Below are 25195 nucleotides of genomic sequence, written 5' to 3' on the forward strand. Positions count from 1 at the left end.
ATTAACAAGGAAACAATTGCTTTGCTTGGGTGGGAACAAAATTTAGTAAACTTATGAGTACGTTTTGTTTGTTTTTAGTACAATAGATTGGTTTTTATATGCTATAAAAACGAAAAAACGCACGAAAAAGTGCGTTTAATACTAATTTCTAAGAAGGGAGACTATCTAGCGTCGTGCTTCATTGTGCGTTCTTTTTCTCGAGCCCAATCTTTATCTTTATCATCACTGCGTTTATCGTGAAGGTTTTTACCTTTCGCTAAATGAAACTCTAGTTTCACCCAACATTTTTTCCAATACATCGCAGTTGCAACTAAAGTAAAGCCACCTCGATCAACAGAGCCTGCGAGTCTATCAAGCTCTTTTCTCTTAAGTAATAATTTACGATATCTTAAAGGATCGCAAATTACATGGCTTGAAGCGCTGATCAAAGGCTGTATTAAACTACCTAATAAATATGCTTCGCCATCTTTAATGTGTATATAAGTATCTGCGATGTTTACCTTGCCCGCTCGGATACTCTTAACTTCCCAGCCTTGAAGTTCAAGGCCAGCTTCTATTTTGTCGAACAGTTTATACTCATGTCGTGCTCTTTTATTAAGCGCTATGGTATTGCTGTTTGATTTAGGGGATTTTTTCTTTGCCATAATCTGTCTTATTATACGCAATATCTTATGATTTACATCCGTTTTTTACGCTTAACTTAAAATCATATTTTTAATTTGAGTCAGCAGAGGCATATATTGCAGAAAATGTGGCAAAACCTTGCTAAAATCTGTCGCTGTGTTTTTTACCGTGAGATATCATGCCTGAAATTAAAAAAAGTGCGTTAGTGATGTATAGCGCAACAGAAATGTTTACTTTGGTAAATGATGTGGCCAACTATCGTAAATTTTTGCCTCATTGTTCTGATGCTAAAGTGATTTCTCAATCAGATGAAAAAATGACAGCTTCAGTTGAGATCGCAAAAGGTGGTTTAAAAAAATGGTTCACCACTGAAAATTCGTTAATCACAGATAAAGAAATTAATATGATTTTAGTTGATGGCCCTTTTAACAAACTTGAAGGTGGTTGGCTATTTACTGAATTAGATGAAACAGCTTGTAAAGTAGAGTTAAAATTAAGCTTTGAATTTTCAAGCCGGTTAGTTGAAATGGCATTTGGCCGAGTATTTAATGAAGTTGCCAATAATATGTTAGGTGCTTTTACAGATCGTGCTAAACATGTATACGGTACCAGAGGTTTTAGCTAGGTTAGGCGTGGAGTAACATAGAATGAAACAAGTTGAAGTTGTATTTGCATTACCAGATCGAGCAACCTGTTTAATGGTTGAGATTGACGATGAAACAACAGTAGAACAAGCTATTTTAAAGTCGGGTATTTATGATAAATGCCCAGAAATAGATCAAGATAAGTTAAAAGTAGGTATATGGAATCGCACGTGTAAGCTCAATACTCAGCTTAAAGATGGCGACCGTATCGAAATTTATAGACCTTTGATTGCCGATCCAAAAGATGCCCGTCGACGAAGAGCTGAAAAAGCAAAAGATGAAGGCCGAGCAGATAAAATTACAGGCGGCAGAGCAAGAGGCTAATACTTGCTTTAACATTAAAAAAGCGCTTTATGATAAAAATCATGAAGCGCTTTTTTATTTAACTAACTTTATTTAAATAAGTTAGTTAACAGTTTATTTTTCTAGCGGTGTATTAAAAGTTTCTGGTAATTCAAAATCGCCTGAAATAGTTTTTAATACATCATTTTCAAAATGAACAACAAGAGATTTCTTCTGCTCATTTTTACGATTGTAATTAAATAAGTAAACATAATGCCAAGCTGTATCATCAAACGCATCTGTTGCAATTGGCTGACCTAAAACATATATGACTTGCTCTTTTGTCATCTCTATACGTAATTTATTTACGTCTTTTTGTTCTAAAAAATTACCTTGCGGGATATTCATACGGTAAACCCAGCTAGAGCAACCGCTAACTAGAGTAAGAAGTAATGTCACTGAAATTATTTTAAACCACTGCATTTTAATTATGTATATCCTATTTTTAACGGTTTTGAGCATAATATCAGATATACTACCTTGTGCCGTCGTCTTGTAAAAGTGGAAAGTGGAATTTTGACTAAAACTGAGCATAAAAGTTCAATAAAGCCTAAAAAGAATGAAAAAGTTGCACTTAAAGAATGGCACTTATATATAGTGCAAACGAGGTTGGGGCATTGGTATACCGGAATTACCACTGATGTTCAGCGACGTTTTGAAGAACACACCAAGGGTACTGGTGCAAAAAATCTCAGAGGTAAAGGTCCGCTAGAGTTGATTTTTCATCGGCAAGTTGGCGATCGCAGTGCAGCAAGCATTTTAGAGTGTCAGGTCAAAAAATTTTCAAAAGCACAAAAGCGCCTTTGGGTTATTGAGCAAAAATCTCAATTAAATGAAAAGTTATAATTGACTGTCATTTAATGACATCACTGTTTGAAAAATGTTATTTACAACAGCTTGATAGAATTTTACATCTATATTTTCAAAGGTGTCTTTATGGGTATGGTAATTTTTATGTGTACCAACACCGTAATAAATGTAAGGGATTTTATATTTACGAAAAGAGGCATGATCACTGGCGTTTCGCCAATCTATTCTGTCTTTTTTTGTTTTGCATTCATTTGCCTGTTTGAGCTAATAAAAAGTGTTTTAGCAATACCATCAATACTTTCTACTTCAATGATTTCTTTATGTGGTTTTAATTTTATTGAGCTAAACGCATATAAAAACCCGCGTTTGGGTGCAACCGCCAGCATGTCTAAATTAATGTTTAAAGCAATATCATCAGTATTAACAAGCGCACTGGATAAAAATGCTTTAGAGCCATACAGCCCGATTTCCTCAGCATCAGTCGCTATAAAGATATAATGATAGTTTAAATCTAATTTTTGTAGCCGTTTAGCGATATTTAACATGGCAGCAACGCCAGAGGCATTGTCATCTGCGCCATAATATATTTTACTGCCTGAGTGTCCTAAATGGTCATAATGTGCGGTAAATACGACATAGGGGGTTTTTTGCAGGCAAGGTACCAATAATATTTACCCCTTGCTTTGTGCTAAAAAAGCCACTTTTATACTCAAATTTATGCTGATAATTATCAATTGTAGGGTATAAATTTAATTGTTTAAACCGCGTTATAATATACTGGGCAGCCAGCTTTGAACCTTGGCTACCAGTTTTTCGTCCTTGCATTTTTGATGAGCTTAAAGCTTTTAAGTCTTTGAGTAAGCTCTGATCTGAGTGATATATTTGTGTAACGGCATTGGTGCTAAAAAGTAGCAAAATAAAATATATAGATCTGAAAAACATTAACTTACCATCGCATTTAAACTGTTTATTTTACCTTGATAGGAGTTTATATCCTCAATGAAAAAGGCATTCTTTTTTTCGGATTTTAAATAGCGTTTGGCTTTTTTATAATCGCCTAATTGATAAAAACTACGAGCTAAACCAAAATAAGTTTCATGAAGTTTTCTGTCAAGTTCAGTTGATTTTTTATAATATGAGATGGCTTCTCTATAAAATTTTTGCACATAAGCTTCATTGCCTTTAGCAATGTGGTAATAAGGGTTACTTTATCTTTTAGTATCAAGTTCTCTTTTTATTACTTGGGCTTGTTCAATACTATCTGTCATCTCAAATAAGATGCCTAAATTACCCCAAGCTGGTGAGTAGTGAGATGCTATTTGTGTGGCGTTTTTTAGATAATGATAAGCAGTTTACATTTTGTTGTTTAAATGTTTGATTGGCAGTAAGCGTGGCGCCGGATTGATAATCTAGGTTGTAATTTGCGGAGTTAAAAATAAAATGTAATAAATCTTTAGCAGTTTTCATTGAGGGTTTTTATTCGGAATGTTCTTCACTAGTTGTGCTTTAAGTTCATCACTTAATTCGAATATTTCTTCATAGGATTCAACTTCAAAGTCTTTCAATAAAGGATATTAAATCCTTATTGAAAGACGTATAAAACTGAGTTCTATCTCTGTAGTTTAAAGGTATCAACTAATGAATCTAAAGACTGTGCATTAACTGACAGTGACTCAATCGCACTTTCAATGGTGATTTGATTATTCATGGACTCTTCATTAATAGCACTGATATTTTCAACATTTTGACTCACATCAGTAACAACTGCATTTTGCTCTTCTGTCGCTGTCGCAATAATTGTTGCCATATCATTTATTTGCTCTATTTTTTCAACCACATCAGTTAAATGAGAAACTGCGTGTTCCATAGAGCTAACACTATGAGTGGCATTAGATTGTGATTTTTGGATATCTGTTACAACTTGCTGTGATGTGCTGTTGAGCTCTTCAATCATTTTTTGAATCTGATCTGTTGAGTCAGATGTACGCTTTGCTAAGCCTCGAACTTCATCGGCAACAACAGCAAAGCCACGGCCATGCTCACCAGCTCTGGCTGATTCAATAGCCGCATTTAAAGCTAACAAATTAGTTTGCTCTGAAATAGAGCGTATTACATCTAAAATTGAGCCGATCTCTTGTGTTTTATTAGCTAATGTATTGATTTTATTGCTCACTAAATCAATGTCATTTGCTAAGTCTTTGATATCTGATTGAGATCGCTGAACTTGATTTTGTATTAAAGAGGCTTGTTGATGATTTTGCTGTGTATACTCTGCTGTATTTGCAGCACTACTCGCAACTTCTTGCACCGCTGCACCCATCTCATTAATTGCAGCGGCAACAGAAATAGTTTGTTCTTTTTGTAAATTCATTTGAGATGAGTGATGCTGCGCTTGTGAAAAAACATCATCTGAAGTCGTTTTAATAGCATGACTTTGTTGCAAAACATCACGTAATGCTTGTTCAATTTTATTTAAAAATTGATTAAATCCTAAGCTTAATTTGTTTAATTCTGGCTGGCTGTTTGTCGGTAATCTATAAGTGATTTTTCCATCGCCTTGACCTAGTTCTTCAAACAAATTTGTGATTTTTTGCAGTGGCGCACTAATGCTACGTGCTAAATATAAACCTATTATGCAGGCTATTATTGCTACTACCACTGAAAAGCTAATGATTTTCCACGTTAATGTATCTATTTGCGAAAACACTTCAGCTTTTGGTACTTGAGCAATAACATATAAATCAGTGTTATCGATTGGACTAGCAGCTAGCAAGATTGTTTGGTTTTGATGTTGTGTTTCAATTAAAGAAAATTCAGCATTATTTAATAGCTGAGTTTGCACATTTGAATTGTATATTTGATTTAAATTAGCTTTTGCTACAAGCTGATTATCAGAATGTAGTTTTACTAAACCTGTTTTATCGGCTAAATAAACAAACCCAGTTTGTTCAATTGTGAATTTTTGCAGTAGGTTTTGCATTTCATCTATGCTTTTAGCTAAACCAGCTAAGCCCATTCCATTGAGTTCTTGGTGATTAATGAACATTTTTACATCACCCACACTTTCTTGAAAAATACTAATGGAAAATGCTTGATTGGAGTTTTTAAAATCATAAAACCATGAATCTTGTGTGTGATTCAATGTTCTTAAAAAACCTTCTTGGTTCCAGTAGTTGTTGCTTTGTTTATTTGCCCAAGATGCGGTTGCAAGGTCGTATTGCTTAACTAACCGGTTTAGCTCTTTGAGCAGTAATTCATCGTTATCACTATTGTTTTTAGCCCATTGTTCGATAAATTTGTTACCAGATAATTGTTTGCTGGCCATAAGTAAAATGTTTATTTCTTTACTTAAGTAATTTTTTATTTCTTTAATTTTACTCGGTAGCTCAGATCCCATCATGCGTTGTTCTGTGATTGATTTGGCAGATTGAATTGAGGTTGTGCCAATAATTGTAGCAACAGTAATGGCAACAAAAGCAGCAACTAATGCAACTTTTTGGGTAATTGTGATTTTCATAATTCTAGAATGGATGAAAAAGGTACAGTTATGCTATCACATTGTGATTATTGAATTAAAGGCAATTATTCTGATTGGGAAAAAGTTTGGAATAAATACTCTATTCTTTAAGTTGGCGAGACATATAAAAGAGTAAATATTAAAAAAGCCTAGCTAAAAATAGCTAGGCTTTGACAAGCGAAAATTTGAATTTTTATATTGTCAGTAATTATTACTAAACAATTTTAGTCATAGCTGACATGTAACCACGTAAAGTAGTACCAATCACTTCAACTGGGTGGCTTCTTAATGCTGCATTTACTTCAATTAAACGGGCATTATCAACACTATTAGTTTCAGTTGATAGACCTTTACCAATCACGTCAGTATCAATACCTACCATGAAATCTTTCAGTAATGGTAAACATGCATGGTTATATAAATAACAACCGTATTCTGCTGTATCTGAAATAGTGCGGTTCATTTCAAATAATTTCTTACGGGCAATGGTATTAGCAATAAGCGGTGTTTCATGTAAAGACTCGTAATATGCTGATTCGTCTTTAATACCTGCAGCAACCATAGTTTCAAAAGCAAGTTCAACACCTGCTTTAACCATCGCTATCATTAGGATACCGTTATCGAAGAATTCTTGCTCTGAGATTTCAGAATCAGTATTTTGTTGTTTCTCAAAAGCACTTTGAGAAGTTTCTTCACGCCAGCCTAGTAATTTAGCATCATCTTCAGCCCAATCAGCCATCATGCCAGCTGAGAAGTCACCGCCCATGATGTCATCCATATGTTTGTTATATAGAGGACGCATGATTTGTTTTAGCTCTTCACTTAAATCAAACGCTTTGATCTTTGCTGGATTAGATAAACGGTCAAGCATATTAGTGACACCGCCATATTTAAGCGCTTCTGTGATTGTTTCCCAACCGTACTGAACTAATTTTGATGCGTAACTTGCATCGATGCCTTTTTCTACCATTTTATCAAAACATAGTAGTGAACCTGTTTGTAACATACCACATAGGATAGTTTGTTCACCCATAAGGTCAGATTTTACTTCAGCAATAAATGAAGATAAAAGAACACCTGCTTTATGACCACCAGTGCCGGCTGCATATGCTTTTGCCTGGGCTAAACCTTTTCCTTGAGGATCATTTTCTGGGTGAACAGCAATTAATGTTGGTACACCAAAACCACGTTTGTATTCTTCACGTACTTCTGTACCAGGACATTTAGGTGCAACCATGATCACTGTGATATCTTCACGAACTTGCATGCCTTCTTCAACAATATTGAAACCATGAGAGTAAGCAAGTGTTGCGCCTTGCTTCATTAATGGCATAACAGCAGATACAACAGCTGTATGTTGTTTATCAGGAGTCAGGTTAAGTACTAAGTCAGCCCCAGGGATGAGTTCTTCATAGGTACCAACCTGAAATTCATTTTCAGTCGCATTGATGTATGACTGACGTTTTTCTGCAATTGCAGATTCACGTAATGTATAGCTTACATTTAGACCTGAATCACGTAGATTTAAACCTTGGTTTAAACCCTGTGCGCCACAACCTACAATTACCAGTTTTTTACCATCTAAAGCTTTAACGCCATCAGAAAACTCTGATTCGTTCATAAATTCACATTGGCCAAGTTGTGCCAATTGCTCGCGTAATGCTAAAGAGTTGAAATAATTCGCTGTCATAATATTCATCCTACAAAAAAAATTAGTTGGTTTGTTTAAACCCTAAGTTCAATCTATACAATTAATTACCTTGCGTAAAATGATATATTTGCATTAGAGTATTGCATAAAGTGAAATGTTAAAGTTTGAACCATATATGAATAATCGATCGCTACAACTCTTCTTAGCATTAGCTGAAACCTTGCATTTTGGTCGCGCAAGTGAACGGTGCCATATAAGTGCTTCAACACTGAGTCGAAATATTAAACAACTTGAGCAAGAAGTCGGTGTTGAGTTATTTAATCGAGATAATCGTACTGTGAGCTTGACTAAACAAGGTAAGGACTTTATTGAATATGCTAATGTCAGTTTAGCCCAATGGCACAGGTTTAAATCTTCTTTAGATGAAAACCATACCGAGCTTACAGGCGAACTCAGTTTGTATTGCTCTGTTACAGCATCTTATAGTTTTTTATATCGATTGCTTGAAACATTTCGCCAGCATCATCAAAAAATAGAAATTAAGCTTAATACTGGCGATCCTGGCGTGGCAATATCTCGCATACTGGATGGTTATGAAGATATGGCGATTGCAGCAAAGCCAGATCAGTTGCCTTCAAATATGGCTTTTTGTGCTACGGGTTCATCTGCATTACAGTTTATTGCGCCTAAAGTGCAATGTAATATTAGCAATATCATTTCAAGTGCAGGTCAAGAAATTCCGTGGCAATCCTTGCCTTATATCGTACCAGAACATGGTTTGAACCGAAAAAGGTTAGAGCATTGGTGGAAAAAAAATCATATAACGCCTCAAATTTATGCCCAAGTTGCAGGTAATGAAGCTATTGTATCTATGGTGAGTTTAGGTTTTGGCATTGCTTTAGTGCCTCAAATTGTTTTGGATAACAGTCCATTACAAGATAAAGTTCAGGTCCTCAAGGCGCCATATCAACCAAAAGATTTTGAAATAGGTTTATGTGTGCAACGAAAAAATTTACAAAACCCATTGATTCAAGCTATGTGGCAAATATCTCAAAAACTTAAAAGTCAATAATTCACATTCTGAAGCAAAAGGTGATTCATTTGTTATCAATTGTAACTACATGGTGTTTGTAGTGTTATATCTTGGTAAAGTATGTTCAAAATGCATACTTTTAAATTACAAGGGGACTGTAGTGCGTTACATTTTAATTATTTTACTGTGTAGTTTTAGCTTTGCAGCCAGTGCTAAAAAAGTAAAAATGGATACTTCGGAAGTAGCGCTAGGTCAATGGCATTTAGGTTTAGGTGTCGGTGTTGGGGTTGCTAAAAACCCATTACATGGAGGTGATGATTTTCCATTATTACTGCTACCAGATATTGCTTATTATGATGAACACTTTTATTTTGATAATGGGCAATTCGGTTACACTTTTTTAGATGAAAAAAATCATGTGATTAGTTTGATTGCAGAGCTAAATCCAGAGAAAAGGTTTTTTGTTTTTTGGAATCCTTCAAATGTTTTTTTTAAAAACACTATCGCCTTTACTGATAACTCTGAGCAAGTTATTGGTGATGAAAAATCCCATAATATAGACTCTAATGCTGTCGCCAAAAGAAGGTGGGCAATTGATTCCGGACTTAACTATCAGTATTTTCATGAGCACTTTACGGCTAGGATTAATCTATTAGCTGATATCAGCAATACACATAATGGTTGGCGTGCAGGTTTAGAATTAGAGCATAGTTTTAATGTCGGCAATTTAATTGTACAACCTGTGATTGGTATTTGGCATAAAGCAGCAGAACTCAATAATTATTATTATGGTCTAAGCAAAAGAGATAACCTAGGTGTTACATATGAACTAGGTTCTACTTGGCAACCCTACGCTCATCTACAATTAACCTATCCTTTATCGCAAAGTAAAGCGGTGTTATTCAAATTAAGTTATGATGACTACTCTGATACAAGTAATAGTCCTTTGTTCAAATATGATTATGCCGTTAACATTTTTATGGGTTTAAAATACATTTTTTAATATGAAATTAACCACAAGTCTTGTTATTATTTTTTCGCTCTCACTTTTGTTAGCGCTAGGGGATGCTGTTGCTAAAAATAGTCAGCCTTCACTTAGCGTATCGCCAAAAGTCTGCGTGTTAAGTGAAGAAAAAACGCTCTGTGAGTTAAACCTTAACTTTGAATGGAAATTAGCGAAAAAACAAGATATCTGTTTACTCGAAAATGGTGAACAAGTGCAATGTTGGCAAAAAACTAGCCAAGCAAAGCTATCTTATAAAGCTTACGTTCAGGTTGAGACTGTATACTCTCTCATAAATCAACAAACGGGTAACAAACTGGCCCAAACGAAAGTCGAAATTCAGAGTTCACACTTAAAGACTCAGCGACGTCGTTTACGTTCACCCTGGAGTTTCTTTTAAAGGAGAGAGATATGGCTAAAGTATTATTGGTAGAAGACGATTTAGGTTTACAACAATTAACACGTGAATACCTAGAACATAATGGTTTGACGGTTGAAGTACTTGATAACGGTGCTCAGGTTATGAACCGTATTGAATCAGATATGCCAGATCTTATGATCTTAGATGTGATGCTACCAGGTAAAGATGGCTTTAGTGTTTGTAGAGAAGTACGTGATAAATACTCTTTACCTATCTTGATGCTAACCGCAAAAGGCGAAGACTTTGACCAAGTAATTGGTTTAGAGTTAGGCGCAGATGATTATGTGATAAAACCAGCAGAACCTCGCGTTTTGTTAGCACGTGTAAATGCGTTATTACGCCGTCATCAACCGCAAAAAACAACAGAGGAATTAAAGTTCGGTTATTTAAATATTGATAAAACAAGCCGAATTGTAAAATTAAGTGATAAAGAAGTATCACTTACATCTCATGAATTTGAGTTATTATGGTTATTAGCTAATAGTGCAGGAGAAGTTTTAAGTCGAGAGCATGTTCACGAGAAAATGATAGGCCGTCAATACGATGGCTTAGATAGAACTGTTGATGTGCGTATTTCTCGATTACGTAAAAAACTTGGTGATAATAGCGATAAACCTTATAGAATTAAAACTGTTTGGGGACAAGGTTATCTATTTGTTTCTGACGCTTGGAATGTATAAAACAAATCGTATTAACAAAAATCTGCACAGTGGATAATGGATTTACGATTGCTATTAAATAAGGATTAGCAGTTAAATGAGAAAGCTTTTTGTCAGCTTATATCTCTACATTATTATTTCATTATTTCTTCTTAGTGGCACAATGGAAAAGTTATGGCCACATAAAGAAGGTGCCGATGCATTAATGTTAGGTGCTGAATTTAGTCAAAGTTTACTGCTTTTATCAAAAACAGATGACGGAGTTTCACAGCTGAAAAAACACTTTTCAGCGCAGGAAATTGCGTTATCTGATATCGCGTTTTTACCCCATCAAGAAATTAAGTTACAAAAAAATATCCCTATATTATTATTTGATAGTGAAGACCGTGCTGTTTGGTATATTAAATATCATAAAGATAAATTATTGAAGATCGGACCTATTTCTGTTGTTGCACCTGTATATGATTCTAGTTGGCCATATTTAATTATATTAGCATTTATAGGCTTACCTATTGGTTTATGGAGTTATGTTGTCTGGCGTGATTTTGAAAGGCTCAGAGGTATGTGTGAAAGCATGAACGCACCTGAAGATATGGATTTAGGGCCGGGAATTCACTCTGTTTTGTTACCAATAACAGATACTTTATCTGCAATGCAAGAGCGTATTAAGCGTTTATTAGATTCTCAAAAAGAATTAACCTCATCTGTTTCCCATGAATTTAGAACACCATTAGCTCGTCTTAAATTTGCCATTGCTATGATGGACGATAAAGATTTAAATGACAGAAGTAAAAAGTATATCAATGGCATGAATTACGATATTGCGGAGTTAGAGTCACTCGTAACTGAAATGCTTAACTTTGCTAAGATGGATAGAGAAACGCCGGCATTGCATATTGCGCCTATTGATTTTGTTGAATTAGCTGACAACTTAATTGATAAATTAAGCTTTAACGCAGACTGTGCTATACGTTTGGTATCTGAGGATGAGCTTTTACATTATTGTGATGGTCACTTTTTAACCCGGTCTGTGCAAAACTTAATTGGTAATGCGGTAAAGTATGCAGACGAGTTAGTTCAGGTAAGTTTAATTGCTGTAGATGATAAAGTATTAATAAAAGTTGCAGATGATGGCCCTGGTATAGAAGAAAGTGAATGGGAGAATGTATTTAAACCTTTCACGCGTTTAGATAAAAGTCGCCATAAAAAGACGGGGGGTTTTGGCCTAGGCTTGGCGATTGTGAGTAAAATAATTCAATGGCATAAGGGTAAGTGCTATTTAGAAAAGACCGATTTAGGTGGTGCTTGTTTTGTGATTGAGTTGCCAGTTATAAATAAAGATTAATACCAAGTCTAATAAATACAGCTGCAATCTAAATAGCATAAAACTAAAAAGTTTTAGAAAAAGAAAAAGCGCCCATCTAGGAGCGCTTTTTTATTCGGGATAACTGAATTTCAACAAGTAGCACTAACTCAGAGTGCCACTTTTAAAAAAGGTTCAAAATTATTTTAATTTAATTCGAATCTTTTTAAATTGGGTGAAATTATACTAATTATTTATTTGGAATATTCTCTAACACTTGTAGTAAAAGCTGATAAAAAGGCTCAACAGTATCTATTTTTACTTTTTCATCTGGTGAGTGAGGGAAACAAATAGTTGGACCAAAAGACACCATATCCCAATGCGGATAAGCATCTTTAAATAATCCACACTCTAAGCCCGCATGAATCACCATTATGTTAGGTAAAGTACCAAACATTGTTTGATAAGTTTCACGTAAAATATCTTTTATTGGTGAATCTGTTTTAGGTTCCCAACCAGGATAAGCGCCGGTACACTCAATAGAGGCAGCTGTAAGCTCAAATGTAGAAGTGATCATGTTTTGTGTATTTAAGCGTGCGCTATCAATTAAAGAGCGTACTAGGCATTGAATATGTAATAGGTTGTCTTCAGTTTTTATAACACCAAGATTTGTAGATGTTTCAACAACACCTTCAACTTCATCGCTCATTCGAACAACACCGTTAATACACGCATTTACGGAATTTACAAATGCAAACTGTGTTGCTTTTGAAAATTGTTGTTTTTCAGGTGATACTTTCTCTAAACTTAATTCTAAATTAGGCTCTATAATGCTTAATTCACTTAATAATAAAGATTGAAATGATGCAACTGTTTGCTCTAATGCCGCTGAGTTATCAGTAGCAACATTAATGCGTATATTTGCTTCACGCGGAATAGCGTTACGTAAGCTACCGCCATTAAATGCGCTTAATGAGATATCTAAATCTTGCTGATGAAGTTTTAAAAATCGTGCAAGTAGTTTGTTAGCATTACCACGGCCTAAATGGATATCAACACCTGAATGACCGCCTCTTAAACCTTTTAGGGTTAAGTTATAGCTGCATATATCAGTGCTTGTAGCTTCAACTTCAATTGGCAGCTTAACATTAACATCAATACCGCCAGCGCAGCCCATGTAGATTTCACCTTCGTCTTCAGAATCCGTGTTGAGTAGTATTTCTCCATCTAACCAACCCGATTCAAGACCAAATGCACCTGTCATACCCGCTTCTTCATCTATGGTAACAAGTACTTCAATCGGTCCATGTTTGATATCGCTACTCGCTAAAACGGCTAAACTCGCTGAAAGGCCAATGCCGTTATCAGCGCCTAAAGTTGTGCCGTTTGCAGTAACCCAGTCACCGTCAATATAAGCTTCAATGGGATCGGTTACAAAGTCATGATCTTTATCAGAGTTTTTTTGAGGAACCATATCCATATGGGCTTGCAAAATAACGCCTTTTTTATTTTCCATGCCTTCAGTAGCTGGTTTTTTTATGATTAAGTTGCCAACTTTATCTTCTTTGATATCTAGCCTTAGATCTGCAGCCCATTGCTGGATCCATGCTGATATTTTTTGTTCATGTTTACTTGGATGAGGAATTGAACAGATTTTTTCGAAAATAGACCAAAGCGGCTTTGGTGATAACTGGCTTAATTGACTCACAGAGAGATCCTATTTTAATTAAGGTTGAACGGGTAATAATATCTTAGAATATTAAAGCGTTAATAAGGTTTTTTTAATAGAGGCTTTAGCATACCTTCTAAGCCATTTAGTTTAACTTCGTACATAAGTGCTAATTGCTCCCCTAACTTCCCTCGGGGAAAACCTTGTTGTTTAAACCAAACAAGGTAGGGCTCTGGTAGGTTTAATAGTGGGCGCCCAGTGTACTTACCAAATGGCATAATGACATTTATTGCTTCAATAAGCGTTTTATTATCCATATGAATTTAACCTATTGCTAAAGGAGTGCTGCATTATAGCAATTCTATTAACTTAGTAATTAAGTTTTAATAGCAGTAATTTAAAAGAAGTGGGTTTATATAGCCCATTTGATTGGTCACATATTTATTGGAATTGTTAGGGGGTAGACCGGTAGGGGCAGTGCCGGTCTATTTAAAAGAGGATATAGGCCCTTTTTAAATTAGTGAATGATGTTTGATGATTTACGGAAAAACCCATGTGAGTTCAATGTTTGTTTTATTTTTGGATCATCTAATCGACTAGGAGCTTCTAGTGATCTGAGTTCATGACTTTGCGGGACGTGATACATATCTAACATTTTTTGAAAAAGTAATTCTCTTAGCTGTGAAGGGCTAATACCGGAGTTTTGTATATGATCTAATTCTTGCTGCAATTTTATAAGTGCATCGCTCTGACGATCTGCGGCTACGGCTTTAAATTGTTGTTTGTTTATTTCTTTAGACATCATTTAAGCTCCCAACTGGTATTCTTATAAACTAGCTTTTTTATAATTTTAGTTATGAATAACTTCTTTGTAGTGAAAATATACACTTGTGAGGTATTTCGATATCAATTGTACGATCTTTAACTAATAGATTGCTAACTTACATGTAAATGTTTGTAAATGGATTTGTGTTATTGTGATTTTAAAAAGTATGAAAACATCGGAAAAACTTTGTAATATACTGAAGGTAAATAAAAATAGTTATCAGTTGCAGTTGGTGGTGTGTAAAACTGTTTCTGATAACTATTTGGTATAACTTAGAATGTACCTATAAAGATTATTAATATAGGTGGTTTTTCAGTTAAATACTTTCGATTTTACGTGTTCGGCAAAACCACTACCGGCTTCTAAATAGAAATTATAGGTTGAATCAACGCCTAAACTTTCCAATTCTTTTTGTTGATCTGGATAGTTAGCAATTGCTGTTACTTGTCCAGAAAAACCTGACGCTTTTAATTGCTCTAAAGCAAATATATTTTGCACATGTTTTGGCATTGCGAGCATTATCATTTCCACATGAGAGTGGTTTACCCTTTGCCAAAAATCAGGATCGGTTGCATCAGCTAAAATAACAAAGCGATTTCTTTTTATGTGCTTTTCTACACACTCAGGTTTGATATCAACACCGGCAACTGAATCAGGGAAGCTATGGTAAATGGTTTCATAAGCACCGGTTCCAATTCTTCCCATACCAAAAATAAGAACTTTAGCTTGGTTTAAATTAACGGGAAGTTCATCTTTTAAGCGTTTATTTGATTCAAATTTAGTAAGCCAATTTTCAAGCTTTACATAAATTTCATTTGCGTGATTATTTAACGGAGATGCAATAATAAAAGTAATTGAAACGGCGATAGCTACGACTGCTAGCCACTGTGCTGAGATTAATTGACTGCTTGCAGCCATTGCACACACAATCAAGCCAAATTCACTATAATTACTCAAAGTGAAACTACTTAGTAATGATGTGCGGGCACGTAAATGAAATATGTTTGTTAAGATATAATATAGCGCTGTTTTAAGTGGTAAAATAAGTACAAACATTAGAGCTACAATTAACGTTTCAAGCGTGATATCTGCATTTAGCCCAATTGTAAGAAAAAAACCAACAAGTAATAAATCTTTAAAACTCAATAGTGATTTAGCTAACTCACTGGCTTTTTTATGTGGCGCAAATAACATACCTATAATTAATGCACCTAAATCTCCTTTTAAACCCGCAAATTCAAAAGCCTGATAACCGCCAACGAGTGCAAAGAAAAAACCAAATAAAGGTAGTATTTCACCATGTTTTGAGTGGTTTAAAATCCAAAAAAGTACAGGACGGATCGCAGGTAAAGTACCTAGTAATACTAAGGCCCACATATTGGGGACCTTGCCTGTGCTTATAGCGAGATATACCACGGCAAAGATATCTTGCATTACCAAAATACCAATTGAAATTTTACCATGTAAGCTCGCCATTTCACCTCTTTGCTCTAATACTTTTACAGCAAATACCGTGCTAGAAAAACTAAATGCAAAACCAATTAATAATGATGATTCTAAAGTGAGTTCGCTAAATAAAGATAAGCCAAAATAGCTCATCAACAAAATAAACCCAGAAAACAGTGCGCAACTAAGTATGATATGTAAACTAGCAGGCGCCCAAACTTGTAGCTGGGTTAAGTTTTTAACTCTGAGTTTTAAGCCGATGCTGAATAGCAATAAGGTAATGCCAATAGAGGCTATTTTAGACAGTAATTCAGTGCTTTCAAAACCTGCAAAATTTAGAATAAATCCAGCAGCTAAAAAGCCAATGAGTGGGGGGAGTTTCATTTGTAATATGATGAAACCACAAATAAATGCCGTTGCGAAAAAAATGATTTCCATAGACTTAAAATAAAAAGGGAGTTTGGATAAATTGTAACTAATTTAAGCGCTTATTTATATGATCAAGGGCGTGTTTTAGCTTTTTTATAAGTTAAAAACGCATTGTTTTCGATTTTATTATCTTTCTTCTATAATTGATTTATAGTTTGCTAGCTCTTTATCCCATTGAAGAACCCAAGAATCTAATAATGCTTTAATATGTTCTTTATCTAATTTTTCAGTATCATTCTCTAGCTGTAACGCCTCACCTCTTAGGACTGAAGTAACTAATAAATCATCATTGGCACCATTTTTAATTTTACTTTCTAAACGGACTTCCACATCGCGATCTCTGCCGCCAATAGCGTAATTAATACTTGATACAACCGCTTTAAATGGCAATACTTCTAAAGGTGAAAAATCTTCTAGTGATATACGCATGCTCGTAATCGCAGGTTCTAAAACAAATACACCTGGACCTATAGTTGTTGATATTGGGAAGTGTTTAGCAACAACAGTTTTGAGCTGAGTATCAAAATAAGTCTTAAGCATATCAGCTGACTTGTGATTAAATTGGTCATCAACTGTAAGGTTTGGGTAGTAGATTACTGGTTTAATAAAAAAAGATTGTGGCTGTAATGGTTTTATTTTTCGCGTTAACTTTCTTGATGTCCAGCGCTGTTGAATTGTACTATCTTCACGAACAACATTTTCCATTTGTTTATAATTACTGATAAAACCGTTTTTAACTTCGATTGTTTCAGTAGATTTACAGCCTGATAAAAAGATAAGACTGAGTAATGATATTATACTAATGAAGCGTGTAGAGTTAAGTTCCATAACATTTTTTCCAATTCAAATGAGTTAGAACAATAGCTTACTCTAATAGTTCAATATAAGATCAGATTTAATATGTTTTTTTGTTTTACTCAATTAGGTGAAAATATTCGCTGACAATTACAAATAAATAGCGTTAATATGCAGGTAAAGAAAAATAGAGGAGTACAAGATGTTCAAAAAAATCTTGGCAACAGTAGGGATCGGCGCTGCAAAAGTCGATACGATATTACAGACTGAACATTTACAACCTGGGCAAAAATTCAGTGCAGAAATTTTAATTCAGGGCGGAGATGTTGAGCAAGAGATCTCTGGTCTCGATTTAGCCTTAATGACAAAGGTTAAAGTGGAAGGTGAGGAGGGCGATTATTTTACCAATCATGTTATCGAAAGTTGGCATATTGTTGATCATTGTACTGTAGCCGCGGGTGAGCTAAAAAGTATTCCTTTTGAAGCACGCTTACACTCAGAAACACCAATAACAGAATTAAACCAAGGTTTAAATCAAACACAAGTTTGGTTAGCTACGGGTTTAAATATAGATATGGCATTGGATCCGACAGATAAAGATCCTATTTATGTTTATCCAAATGATGCTGTTAGAACCTTTATGCAAGCGATGGACAGATGTGGTTTTAATTTAGTTAAATCTGACGTCGAAAAAGGCTTTTTACAGGCATCAACTTTTCAATCTACTTCAGGTTGTTATCAAGAACTAGAATACAAACCTAATTCATCGAGCTTATTTGGTTTGAAGGAAGTTGAGTTATCTTTTGTGCCTGAAGCGCATAAAACGCATGTATTAATTGAGCTAGACCGTGCATTTAGAGGTGATGGTTATGTTGATATGACTATCGAGCACGATCAAGTAAACCTATCGCAGTTATGTGATCAGCTTGAACATTTATTAAATTAATTTTTTGATAAGTAGTAAGCTCGAATATTGGGCTTGTTACTTTAATTATTAACTAAATATGGGAATATACAATATTGTATGTTCCCATTCTTTTTTAGGAGATATAGTGCATGAATTCTATTTCCCAACCTAAACTGCTCCCTTTTCTAATAACAACCTGTATTTTACTGGTTTCGATTCATTTAATTAATTTACTTTTTGCCATGCAATTAAATCATTATGGTGTGATACCAAGAGAGAGTTCAGGTTTATACGGCATAATATTTCATCCCTTTCTTCATGGTGGTTGGTCCCATTTAATTAATAACTTAATTTCATTTAGTTTATTTTCAGCTTTAGTATGGCAGTTTAAACCCAATAGAATTTGGACATTATTAATTTTGGGCACCTTACTGCCCGGTTTACTGGTGTGGATATTTGCACGCACGTCAATTCATGTCGGTTTGAGCGGCGTGGTATATTTCCTCTGGGCCTATGTTGTTTTTTATGGTTTTGTACGTCGCAGTATTAAATCTGTTGTTATCTCAGTCATTGTTATATTTTTATATGGTGGCATGGCTTGGGGCGTATTACCGATTAAAGAAGGCATGAGCTTTGAAAGTCATTTGTTTGGTATGATATGTGGTGCCGTTATTGGTTATATTTACGCAAAACAAGATATAAAAAATTCAGGTTCGCTGCGCCAAAAAATAGAGAAAGAGATAACCAGTTTATGATAAAAAAAGTGTCAAAATCATTTTCACAATTAACTACAACTGAACTTTATCAAGTTTTAAAATTAAGAGTTGATGTCTTTGTTGTAGAGCAAGAGTGTGCATATCCTGAGCTTGATAATTTAGATATGAATCATGATACTCGCCATATTATGTTTTACCAAAAGGAAACATTACTGGCCTATGCGCGCTGCTTAGCGCCTAAAGTGGTATTTGATATAAATCCTGCAATAGGTCGTGTATTGGTCTCAAAAGAGGGCCGGGGGCGAGGATTAGCAAAAGAATTAATGCTTGAGTCTATAAAAGAATCACAAGCTGCTTGGCCTAATCAAGATATAAAACTTTCAGCACAAACCTATTTATTAGACTTTTATAAAAGTTTAGGTTTTTCACCGATTGGAGAAGCGTATTTAGAAGATGGTATTGAGCATCAGGATATGTATCGAAGTGAGTGAGCTAAAAATGATTTACAAAAAAGGCGCTTATTTTAGCGCCTTTTTATTTAAAGTTTTTTATTAATTTAAAGTACTGAGTTTAGAAAAACTAATGAGATACATAATGGGCAAACAAATTTAACATACCAAGGCCATATCTTCCAAAACAGACCTTGTTCTAAATCTTCATAACCATTTTTTAGCTCTTCAATAATTTTACTTCTGTGCCAAATCCAACCAATAAATATACAACAGAACATACCTATAATTGGCTGTCCGTATTCAGTTGCTAAGGTAACTACAAAGCCAAATAATGTTTGCATGTTAAATATGATCACTATGCTTATTGTTAATATGATTAAGCTAGTGATTAAAGTTGCTTTATTTCTTGGTAATTTAAATCTCTCTACTACATAAGAAACGGGCGCTTCTAACATTGAGATAGAAGAGGTTAAAGCGGCGATGCTCATTAACGCAAAAAAAGCTAAAGCCACAAATGAGCCCATAAAACCCATGCCATCAAATAAACTAGGTAGAACAGTAAACACCAGATCAGGGCCTGATATTAAACTGCCGTCTGCAGAAAATATTTGCAGTCCTTGTGCTTGTGCCACATACATAGCTGGGATCACTAATAAACCGGCTAAAAACGCAATTGAAACATCAATAAGCGTTACTTGTGCGCCTAAAGTTACTAAGTTTTCTTTTTTACTAATATATGAACCGTATATAATCATCACACTGGTACCAAGCGATAAAGAAAAAAATGCTTGTCCTAATGCGCTGATCAACAGTTGTGGTTCAAATATTTTACTAAAATCAGGGTTTAAGTATGCATTAAGGCCTTCATTTGCACCTTCTAATGTCATTACATAAATAATTAAACAGATAAGCAGTAAGATCAGCATCGGCATTAAACGCTTAGACCACTTTTCAATACCGTTTTGTACACCACTACGTATGATATAAACCGTTAAACTCATAAATATAGCTGTGAATATTAAACTTGGTACTTTACTTTGACTTGTAAGCCACGTGCTTGCTTCGCTAAGTCCTGCCAAAGTTGTTATTGGTTCTATAGTATAAGACATCATCCAACCGGCTATAATACCGTAAAAACTTAAAATCAGTGCCGCACATAAAATACCGCCAAAGCCAATTACAAATGAAAATTGATGTTGCCATTTTTTGTTCGACATTTTTCTTAGTGACTCAACAGCATTAGCCCTACCATATCGACCAATAACAAGCTCAGCCATAAAAGCGGGATATGCCAAACAGAAAGCTAAAACTAAATAAGCTAATACAAATGCAGCACCACCATTGGAAGCTGTTTGTGTAGGGAAACCCCAAATATTGCCAAGACCAACAGCTGAACCTGCTGCCGCCATAATAAATCCGAAACGGGAGGTAAACTCCCCACGATTAGCACTCATATTATTATCATTCTCTTTTTATTAAGTAACGGTTATTCTTTAGTTAATGTGTCGATGACAATCTACTTTAAATATTAAAAAATAAAAAGCCTAAATAGTTTTGATCTGCCTCAAAATAACAGAATAAAAAAAGGTGTAATGAACAAAAATTGATACTTATAAAAAGCTATAAATGTACCTTGTTGTTTTTAATGTGCTTTTTCGTATTTTTGTTTATTCTAATGTAAACGGTCGATTACAAAATATTATTTGACGTTATGCATGTTGATTGGTGGTTTTAATGGGATCGTAATTGTAAATCTCGCGCCTAATAAAGAGAGTGATTGATCTACTTTTATGGAGCCAAAATGCCAATCTGCGACTTTTGCTGCAATAGCGAGTCCTAAGCCGTAACTTTTTGTACTACGATTTCTGTGACTTTGCTCTTTAAAAAATGGTGTAAATACACTATGCCAATTTTCAGGTGCGATCCCTGGACCATCATCTTCTACTGTGAGTATTAAGCTTGTATTGTCAGTCGTTACATTAATCACTATATTACTTGCTGCAAAATCACAGGCGTTACTTAATAAGTTGATAATTGCGCGGGCGAGCCAATGTAAATCTGCATTGAGTTCAATATCACCACATTCAACACTTGCAATTAAGCCTTTATTATCGAGTTTCGGTTTTATTTGCTGCACTAAATTATCTAAGTAAGGCTTTAATTCAACGGGACTGACGGAAATTTGATATGAGTTTTTTTCTAATGTTGCGAACTCTAGGTAGCTATTTAACATGCACTCCATTTGATCTAAGTCGGTTTCCATTCTTTCCAGATAGTGATCTTTTTTAGCATTATCTTGTGTATCTAGCGCGGCGTCTAGTCCAAATCTAAGGCAGGCAACGGGTGTGCGAATGTCATGCGACATACTTGATGCGAGTAATTTATTTTCTTCTATGAGTTTTTGAATTTGCGCAGCCATTCGGTTAAATGCCGCTTCAACATCATATATATAAGTAAATTTACTAATTCTTATTCGGGCAGATAAATCGCCACTGGCAAATTTCTGAGAAGCCTCATTGAGTATGCTTAATCGTTTTGTCAGTGGAGAAAGCCATATCCACATTAATAAACACACCCCAGCATAAAAACTGAGGGTTAAAAATAAGTCTAGCTTTGTGGAAGTACTGATTTGTTTAGTTAATCGAAGCTCTAAATGGGAGTCTATAAATTTAGGAGAAGATTTAAGCAAATAAAAACCTAAATCATCTTCTAATACTAAACCTCCTGGTAGATAAAGTTCAGAGATCAGCGTTTCAGGTAAAGCTAATTCTATATTCTTACGGTATGCAAGTTCTTGTTTAAAATGGCTACTTAGTTGTGCAGATTTTTTTATTCTATGTGGCTCTAATGTATCAGCTATTTGAGCGCTAAAACCTTGCATCATATTTTTTTGCCAAGCAAAATCATCTTCAGTACTTGTATTTGATTGGCTGAAAGTATCAATCAACCAACCTAAAACAAATAATGAAAAAAATGCACTGAGTAAAAGTGATATATAGAGCTTTTTCATTTACCAAGCGTCATCTACTAATAAATAACCTTGTCCCCAAATTGTTTTTATTTTTTGTGGATTTTGAGGATCATCACCGAATTTCTTTCTAAGAGCTGATATTAAGACATCCACGCTGCGATCTAAACCATCATATTCGCGGCCTTTAGTTGCTTTAAAAACAGAGTCTCTATCAACAACTTCACCTGCATGTGAGGCTAAAAAGCTGAGTAGTGAAAATTCAGCGTTTGAAATAATTACCTTTTTACCATCAAGCATCACATTGCGGGCTTTTAAATCTATATATAAACAGCCTACATTTATTTCGACTACTTTTTCTGGCTCTTGTGTTTGTGTCGACTCATTGCGTAATGCCGATTTGATTCTAGCTAATAGTGCTCTTGGGCGCACAGGTTTGATTATATAATCAGATGCACCAACTTCTAATCCTATGACTTCATCTACTTCTTCACCTTTTGCAGTTAATAGCAAAATAGGTTTTTGATAAAAGTTTCTAAGTTCTCTGCAAACACTAATACCATCCATGCCAGGCAACATAATATCTAATAGAATTAAAGAAGGGTCGTGTTGCTTAACAAGTTTAACAACATGATCTCCTCTATGGCACATAATCACTTCAAAACCTTGCTCTACAAGATAATTATTTACCCAATCAGCTAATGAGAGATCATCTTCAACTAATAATATTTTTCCGTATCCACTTGTCGATAAATTAGTCATCTAATACTTCCATTTATAATTTATAAAGTCTTTGGTATTTAAGTTATTCATCAGAATATTCTCCAACGTCTTTTCTTCTGTTTATTGGTATATACCCAATGGACTTTTATGCCAGCTTGCCCTGATGTATGCCCTGTTTTGGTATTAACCAACTCAAATTTATGGTTTTTTTCTGAGTTAAATTCATATTGATAAACACCTGTGTTTTGGGAGGTCCAACATTGTAATATTTGTTTGTTTTCACTATTTCTTAGACAGTAATTACCAATATTTGTTTTTTTCCAATTGACTGAAACAACGGCATAACAAGGTCTGCCTTCTCGTAAAGCAATGCACTTATTTGGTGTCACAACAAAGTGTTCTGCTGAATCTACAGTTACCTCAGCAAATGTGTCAAATGATAGTAATACCGCAAATAAATAGAGGTAAGCTACACTCCTAGAATACATATCGAACGCCTACCTTGGCTTTGTGTTGATAACTTTGAGAAATAATTGGGCTCTCATCAATCGAACTTGAAAACTTAGTTGATAGCACACCACCCATAAATACCCAGTTTTCCGTAATGGGATATTCAGCATGGAATTCAATTAATACACTATATCCATTGCTTGGTTTGTATAGTGGCCGCTCACTTGTGGTTTCTTCAACTGTAATGCCGTAATAATATTGAGTGAATTTTTCAGAGTAAAAATTTATGCCTGCAACTGAACGAAACTCCCAGTTTCTCCATACACGAATATGGCTTAGATAGGTATTTAATAGCCAGCCACCATGGGCGCCGGAAATATCATTTAATAACTCAAAAGAAAGCTGAGTATCTTTGAAGCTACGAGATAAACGTATGCCTGTATCAAAATCGTATTCTCTAGGAGTGATACCTTCAAGCTCATTGATCAAGCCATTGGTATAAATGCCGCGTTCATCAAAGCCAGATTGAAAATTACTGCCGATAATATCTAAACCCCAATCATATTTGTCTATCACGCTATAACCTAGAATTAAGGTACCGCTGAGCTGGCTATTATCTATATCTAAATAAAAGTTATTATATGATAAGGCGATGTTTAAATTGAGATCTAACCCTTGATTGGTATCATCTGTGCCAAGCAGATAAGAATCTTGGATGTATACACCCGCGCCAAAGCTCCAATCCCAAGCAAAGCCCTGAGTTGGCTCTAAATCGTTATCGGCATAAAGTCGATTACTTGCCTGAGATACTAAAGGGCTCAACAAAATTGTTAAACAGAGCAGCTGTAATAAAGTTTTGATTGAAAGACCCTTTAACATGGAAACCTTTTTGTTAGTTGGTATTTTACAGGTGTTATTATATTGTGAAATAACGTACTTTAACTGTAAGAAAATGTAGCTTTATATTTTTATATCATTTATTTTTAGTTTTTTCACTAAAGTTTTAATCAGTTGTAGGCTAATTTTTGGTGCTAATGCATCCACTTCACTTTGCGAACAACTCCCTGAAATTTTGACTAATTTAGTAGAGTGAGTCGAGATTTTATAGGTTGGTATTGTTACTTCTTTTTGCAATCTAAGCGCTCTTGCTGCTTGTGTATTATTATTTAAAACAAAATCGCTCACTTGTTTTTTATTTGTAATATCTTGATATAAATTAAATTGATAAATTAAAGGTTTAATAGTGTGTTCTGAAGTATTTAACTCACCTTGTGCAAACCACACAACGTCACCAGATTGTGTATGCGTTAAACGCAGACTGATACTTGTATCCATGGAGTGACAGGATTTAGTCATAAAAGCATTATTTTTTATGTCTGTAATATTCTGTTTATTTTTTAATTCGTAATGGGCTTTAAGCCCTTGTTTGTGAGATAGTTTGTTTAATGTGAGTTTATATTCTGCATTAACGCCATCATTAACAGGCTGTAATGCTATTTTTTGAAGTTGTTCATTAAATATTGCTGCTAAATCATAATTGACATTAGCCTTAGATAAATCGAATGCAATCGTTTGCTGTGGTGTGATCTTGTGCGCTGGTAATTGAACCGATTTTATCTGAGCTGAATCTGAGCTGTCTGTTTTAATATATTGCAATTGAATATCTTCATAAGTTAGCTCTGGTGCCTCTGGCATCGTTAATAACGGCGCTAGTGGTGTTGTTAACTGGCACCCAGCTAGTAAAAAGATAAAACTGATGATTATCGATAAACGCATGTTGTTCCCCGAATAAAAATATATACCCAGT

At 34.8% G+C, this 25195-nt stretch carries 29 protein-coding genes; 11 read left to right on the forward strand and 18 right to left on the reverse strand.

What is annotated here, in order from left to right:
• Positions 1–161: 161 nt before the first annotated feature.
• The gene (gene smpB, locus PSA_RS06735; protein WP_042149555.1) at positions 162–644 is read right to left on the reverse strand and encodes an SsrA-binding protein SmpB; all 483 of its coding nucleotides are present in this window, start codon (positions 642–644) and stop codon (positions 162–164) included.
• Between the two features lie 158 nt (positions 645–802).
• Between smpB and PSA_RS06740 the strand changes: the two genes are divergently transcribed.
• Both PSA_RS06740 and PSA_RS06745 read left to right on the forward strand, forming a co-directional pair.
• On the forward strand, positions 803–1249 hold the full coding sequence (locus PSA_RS06740) for a type II toxin-antitoxin system RatA family toxin (RefSeq protein WP_042149557.1): 447 nt from the start codon (positions 803–805) through the stop codon (positions 1247–1249).
• 22 nt (positions 1250–1271) lie between these two features.
• A complete protein-coding gene (locus PSA_RS06745) occupies positions 1272–1592 on the forward strand; it encodes an RnfH family protein (protein ID WP_042149559.1) in 321 nt (106 codons plus the stop codon).
• Positions 1593–1685: 93 nt separating this feature from the next.
• Here the strand turns inward: PSA_RS06745 and PSA_RS06750 are convergent, their stop codons facing one another.
• Positions 1686–2033, reverse strand: a complete 348-nt coding sequence (locus tag PSA_RS06750; protein ID WP_042149562.1) for an outer membrane protein assembly factor BamE — start codon at positions 2031–2033, stop codon at positions 1686–1688.
• A gap of 93 nt (positions 2034–2126) precedes the next feature.
• Between PSA_RS06750 and PSA_RS06755 the strand changes: the two genes are divergently transcribed.
• Positions 2127–2456: a GIY-YIG nuclease family protein gene (locus PSA_RS06755; RefSeq protein WP_082305652.1), complete on the forward strand. Its 330-nt coding sequence runs from the start codon at positions 2127–2129 to the stop codon at positions 2454–2456.
• Here the strand turns inward: PSA_RS06755 and PSA_RS27125 are convergent.
• The 5 genes from PSA_RS27125 to ilvC form a co-directional block, all read right to left on the reverse strand.
• The gene (locus PSA_RS27125; RefSeq protein ID WP_082305795.1) at positions 2451–2645 is read right to left on the reverse strand and encodes a M28 family peptidase; all 195 of its coding nucleotides are present in this window, start codon (positions 2643–2645) and stop codon (positions 2451–2453) included. The genes PSA_RS06755 and PSA_RS27125 overlap by 6 nt on opposite strands.
• The gene (locus PSA_RS06760) at positions 2642–3085 is read right to left on the reverse strand and encodes a M20/M25/M40 family metallo-hydrolase (protein WP_193216548.1); all 444 of its coding nucleotides are present in this window, start codon (positions 3083–3085) and stop codon (positions 2642–2644) included. The genes PSA_RS27125 and PSA_RS06760 overlap by 4 nt, the downstream gene beginning before the upstream one ends.
• A gap of 276 nt (positions 3086–3361) precedes the next feature.
• Positions 3362–3586 carry a tetratricopeptide repeat protein gene (locus tag PSA_RS06770; protein WP_042149568.1) on the reverse strand — a complete coding sequence of 75 codons (225 nt, stop codon included), beginning with the start codon at positions 3584–3586 and terminating at the stop codon, positions 3362–3364.
• Between the two features lie 443 nt (positions 3587–4029).
• Positions 4030–5937 carry a methyl-accepting chemotaxis protein gene (locus PSA_RS06780; protein WP_042149573.1) on the reverse strand — a complete coding sequence of 636 codons (1908 nt, stop codon included), beginning with the start codon at positions 5935–5937 and terminating at the stop codon, positions 4030–4032.
• Positions 5938–6151: 214 nt separating this feature from the next.
• Positions 6152–7627, reverse strand: coding sequence for a ketol-acid reductoisomerase (ilvC, locus tag PSA_RS06785; protein ID WP_042149576.1), 1476 nt, complete (start codon positions 7625–7627; stop codon positions 6152–6154).
• A 136-nt stretch (positions 7628–7763) separates the two neighbouring features.
• Here ilvC and ilvY point away from each other — a divergent pair, with 136 nt between their 5' ends.
• From ilvY to PSA_RS06810, 5 genes are all read left to right on the forward strand, one after another.
• Positions 7764–8660 (forward strand): HTH-type transcriptional activator IlvY, encoded by an 897-nt coding sequence (gene ilvY, locus PSA_RS06790; RefSeq protein ID WP_042149699.1) that lies wholly within the window; start codon positions 7764–7766, stop codon positions 8658–8660.
• 121 nt (positions 8661–8781) lie between these two features.
• Complete coding sequence (locus PSA_RS06795) at positions 8782–9624, forward strand: MipA/OmpV family protein (RefSeq protein ID WP_052380159.1); 843 nt, start codon at positions 8782–8784, stop codon at positions 9622–9624.
• 1 nt (position 9625) lies between these two features.
• Entirely contained in the window at positions 9626–10024 is a 399-nt protein-coding gene (locus PSA_RS06800) for a DUF3019 domain-containing protein (protein WP_042149579.1), read from the forward strand.
• A gap of 11 nt (positions 10025–10035) precedes the next feature.
• Complete coding sequence (locus tag PSA_RS06805) at positions 10036–10725, forward strand: response regulator (RefSeq protein ID WP_042149581.1); 690 nt, start codon at positions 10036–10038, stop codon at positions 10723–10725.
• Positions 10726–10867: 142 nt separating this feature from the next.
• The gene (locus PSA_RS06810) at positions 10868–12049 is read left to right on the forward strand and encodes an ATP-binding protein (RefSeq protein WP_337590000.1); all 1182 of its coding nucleotides are present in this window, start codon (positions 10868–10870) and stop codon (positions 12047–12049) included.
• 208 nt (positions 12050–12257) lie between these two features.
• On the opposite strand, the gene PSA_RS06815 is transcribed toward PSA_RS06810, so the two are convergent.
• The 5 genes from PSA_RS06815 to PSA_RS06835 all read right to left on the reverse strand — a co-directional run bounded on the left by PSA_RS06815 (position 12258) and on the right by PSA_RS06835 (position 17205).
• A complete protein-coding gene (locus PSA_RS06815) occupies positions 12258–13715 on the reverse strand; it encodes an aminoacyl-histidine dipeptidase (protein WP_042149585.1) in 1458 nt (485 codons plus the stop codon).
• A gap of 59 nt (positions 13716–13774) precedes the next feature.
• On the reverse strand, positions 13775–13993 hold the full coding sequence (locus PSA_RS06820; protein WP_042149588.1) for a DUF3820 family protein: 219 nt from the start codon (positions 13991–13993) through the stop codon (positions 13775–13777).
• 200 nt (positions 13994–14193) lie between these two features.
• Positions 14194–14478, reverse strand: a complete 285-nt coding sequence (locus tag PSA_RS06825) for a hypothetical protein (RefSeq protein WP_042149705.1) — start codon at positions 14476–14478, stop codon at positions 14194–14196.
• A 336-nt stretch (positions 14479–14814) separates the two neighbouring features.
• Positions 14815–16386: a cation:proton antiporter family protein gene (locus PSA_RS06830; RefSeq protein ID WP_042149590.1), complete on the reverse strand. Its 1572-nt coding sequence runs from the start codon at positions 16384–16386 to the stop codon at positions 14815–14817.
• Positions 16387–16503: 117 nt separating this feature from the next.
• Positions 16504–17205, reverse strand: coding sequence for a DUF3313 domain-containing protein (locus PSA_RS06835; protein WP_042149593.1), 702 nt, complete (start codon positions 17203–17205; stop codon positions 16504–16506).
• 169 nt (positions 17206–17374) lie between these two features.
• Here PSA_RS06835 and PSA_RS06840 point away from each other — a divergent pair, with 169 nt between their 5' ends.
• The 3 genes from PSA_RS06840 (at position 17375) to PSA_RS06850 (ending at position 19286) form a co-directional block, all read left to right on the forward strand.
• Positions 17375–18118, forward strand: a complete 744-nt coding sequence (locus PSA_RS06840; protein ID WP_042149596.1) for a sporulation protein — start codon at positions 17375–17377, stop codon at positions 18116–18118.
• A gap of 110 nt (positions 18119–18228) precedes the next feature.
• Entirely contained in the window at positions 18229–18834 is a 606-nt protein-coding gene (locus PSA_RS06845; RefSeq protein WP_052380161.1) for a rhomboid family intramembrane serine protease, read from the forward strand.
• The gene (locus PSA_RS06850) at positions 18831–19286 is read left to right on the forward strand and encodes a GNAT family N-acetyltransferase (RefSeq protein WP_042149599.1); all 456 of its coding nucleotides are present in this window, start codon (positions 18831–18833) and stop codon (positions 19284–19286) included. The genes PSA_RS06845 and PSA_RS06850 overlap by 4 nt, the downstream gene beginning before the upstream one ends.
• Before the next feature lie 65 nt (positions 19287–19351).
• On the opposite strand, the gene PSA_RS06855 is transcribed toward PSA_RS06850, so the two are convergent.
• The 6 genes from PSA_RS06855 to PSA_RS06880 all read right to left on the reverse strand — a co-directional run bounded on the left by PSA_RS06855 (position 19352) and on the right by PSA_RS06880 (position 25164).
• Positions 19352–20701: a sodium-dependent transporter gene (locus PSA_RS06855; RefSeq protein ID WP_042149601.1), complete on the reverse strand. Its 1350-nt coding sequence runs from the start codon at positions 20699–20701 to the stop codon at positions 19352–19354.
• Positions 20702–20946: 245 nt separating this feature from the next.
• Positions 20947–22257, reverse strand: coding sequence for an ATP-binding protein (locus PSA_RS06860; protein WP_042149604.1), 1311 nt, complete (start codon positions 22255–22257; stop codon positions 20947–20949).
• A complete protein-coding gene (locus tag PSA_RS06865) occupies positions 22258–22977 on the reverse strand; it encodes a response regulator (RefSeq protein ID WP_042149607.1) in 720 nt (239 codons plus the stop codon). It lies immediately after the preceding gene.
• A 50-nt stretch (positions 22978–23027) separates the two neighbouring features.
• A complete protein-coding gene (locus PSA_RS06870; RefSeq protein ID WP_082305655.1) occupies positions 23028–23426 on the reverse strand; it encodes a DUF3019 domain-containing protein in 399 nt (132 codons plus the stop codon).
• Positions 23416–24267: a MipA/OmpV family protein gene (locus PSA_RS06875; RefSeq protein WP_042149610.1), complete on the reverse strand. Its 852-nt coding sequence runs from the start codon at positions 24265–24267 to the stop codon at positions 23416–23418. Before PSA_RS06875 ends, PSA_RS06870 begins: the two co-directional genes overlap by 11 nt.
• A gap of 81 nt (positions 24268–24348) precedes the next feature.
• On the reverse strand, positions 24349–25164 hold the full coding sequence (locus PSA_RS06880; RefSeq protein WP_042149613.1) for a hypothetical protein: 816 nt from the start codon (positions 25162–25164) through the stop codon (positions 24349–24351).
• Positions 25165–25195 lie beyond the last annotated feature (31 nt).

Origin of the sequence: Pseudoalteromonas sp. '520P1 No. 423', from assembly GCF_001269985.1 — a bacterium.
Taxonomy (GTDB): Bacteria; Pseudomonadota; Gammaproteobacteria; order Enterobacterales; family Alteromonadaceae; genus Pseudoalteromonas.

What these genes read in the sequence shown, in the direction of transcription:
- smpB (WP_042149555.1), bottom strand. Translation starts at nt 644, where the DNA reads ATGGCAAAGAAAAAATCCCCTAAATCAAACAGCAATACCATAGCGCTT.
- PSA_RS06740 (WP_042149557.1), top strand. Translation starts at nt 803, where the DNA reads ATGCCTGAAATTAAAAAAAGTGCGTTAGTGATGTATAGCGCAACAGAA.
- PSA_RS06745 (WP_042149559.1), top strand. Translation starts at nt 1,272, where the DNA reads ATGAAACAAGTTGAAGTTGTATTTGCATTACCAGATCGAGCAACCTGT.
- PSA_RS06750 (WP_042149562.1), bottom strand. Translation starts at nt 2,033, where the DNA reads ATGCAGTGGTTTAAAATAATTTCAGTGACATTACTTCTTACTCTAGTT.
- PSA_RS06780 (WP_042149573.1), bottom strand. Translation starts at nt 5,937, where the DNA reads ATGAAAATCACAATTACCCAAAAAGTTGCATTAGTTGCTGCTTTTGTT.
- ilvC (WP_042149576.1), bottom strand. Translation starts at nt 7,627, where the DNA reads ATGACAGCGAATTATTTCAACTCTTTAGCATTACGCGAGCAATTGGCA.
- ilvY (WP_042149699.1), top strand. Translation starts at nt 7,764, where the DNA reads ATGAATAATCGATCGCTACAACTCTTCTTAGCATTAGCTGAAACCTTG.
- PSA_RS06800 (WP_042149579.1), top strand. Translation starts at nt 9,626, where the DNA reads ATGAAATTAACCACAAGTCTTGTTATTATTTTTTCGCTCTCACTTTTG.
- PSA_RS06805 (WP_042149581.1), top strand. Translation starts at nt 10,036, where the DNA reads ATGGCTAAAGTATTATTGGTAGAAGACGATTTAGGTTTACAACAATTA.
- PSA_RS06810 (WP_337590000.1), top strand. Translation starts at nt 10,868, where the DNA reads ATGGAAAAGTTATGGCCACATAAAGAAGGTGCCGATGCATTAATGTTA.
- PSA_RS06820 (WP_042149588.1), bottom strand. Translation starts at nt 13,993, where the DNA reads ATGGATAATAAAACGCTTATTGAAGCAATAAATGTCATTATGCCATTT.
- PSA_RS06825 (WP_042149705.1), bottom strand. Translation starts at nt 14,478, where the DNA reads ATGTCTAAAGAAATAAACAAACAACAATTTAAAGCCGTAGCCGCAGAT.
- PSA_RS06830 (WP_042149590.1), bottom strand. Translation starts at nt 16,386, where the DNA reads ATGGAAATCATTTTTTTCGCAACGGCATTTATTTGTGGTTTCATCATA.
- PSA_RS06835 (WP_042149593.1), bottom strand. Translation starts at nt 17,205, where the DNA reads ATGGAACTTAACTCTACACGCTTCATTAGTATAATATCATTACTCAGT.
- PSA_RS06840 (WP_042149596.1), top strand. Translation starts at nt 17,375, where the DNA reads ATGTTCAAAAAAATCTTGGCAACAGTAGGGATCGGCGCTGCAAAAGTC.
- PSA_RS06845 (WP_052380161.1), top strand. Translation starts at nt 18,229, where the DNA reads ATGAATTCTATTTCCCAACCTAAACTGCTCCCTTTTCTAATAACAACC.
- PSA_RS06850 (WP_042149599.1), top strand. Translation starts at nt 18,831, where the DNA reads ATGATAAAAAAAGTGTCAAAATCATTTTCACAATTAACTACAACTGAA.
- PSA_RS06855 (WP_042149601.1), bottom strand. Translation starts at nt 20,701, where the DNA reads ATGAGTGCTAATCGTGGGGAGTTTACCTCCCGTTTCGGATTTATTATG.
- PSA_RS06860 (WP_042149604.1), bottom strand. Translation starts at nt 22,257, where the DNA reads ATGAAAAAGCTCTATATATCACTTTTACTCAGTGCATTTTTTTCATTA.
- PSA_RS06865 (WP_042149607.1), bottom strand. Translation starts at nt 22,977, where the DNA reads ATGACTAATTTATCGACAAGTGGATACGGAAAAATATTATTAGTTGAA.
- PSA_RS06870 (WP_082305655.1), bottom strand. Translation starts at nt 23,426, where the DNA reads ATGTATTCTAGGAGTGTAGCTTACCTCTATTTATTTGCGGTATTACTA.
- PSA_RS06875 (WP_042149610.1), bottom strand. Translation starts at nt 24,267, where the DNA reads ATGTTAAAGGGTCTTTCAATCAAAACTTTATTACAGCTGCTCTGTTTA.
- PSA_RS06880 (WP_042149613.1), bottom strand. Translation starts at nt 25,164, where the DNA reads ATGCGTTTATCGATAATCATCAGTTTTATCTTTTTACTAGCTGGGTGC.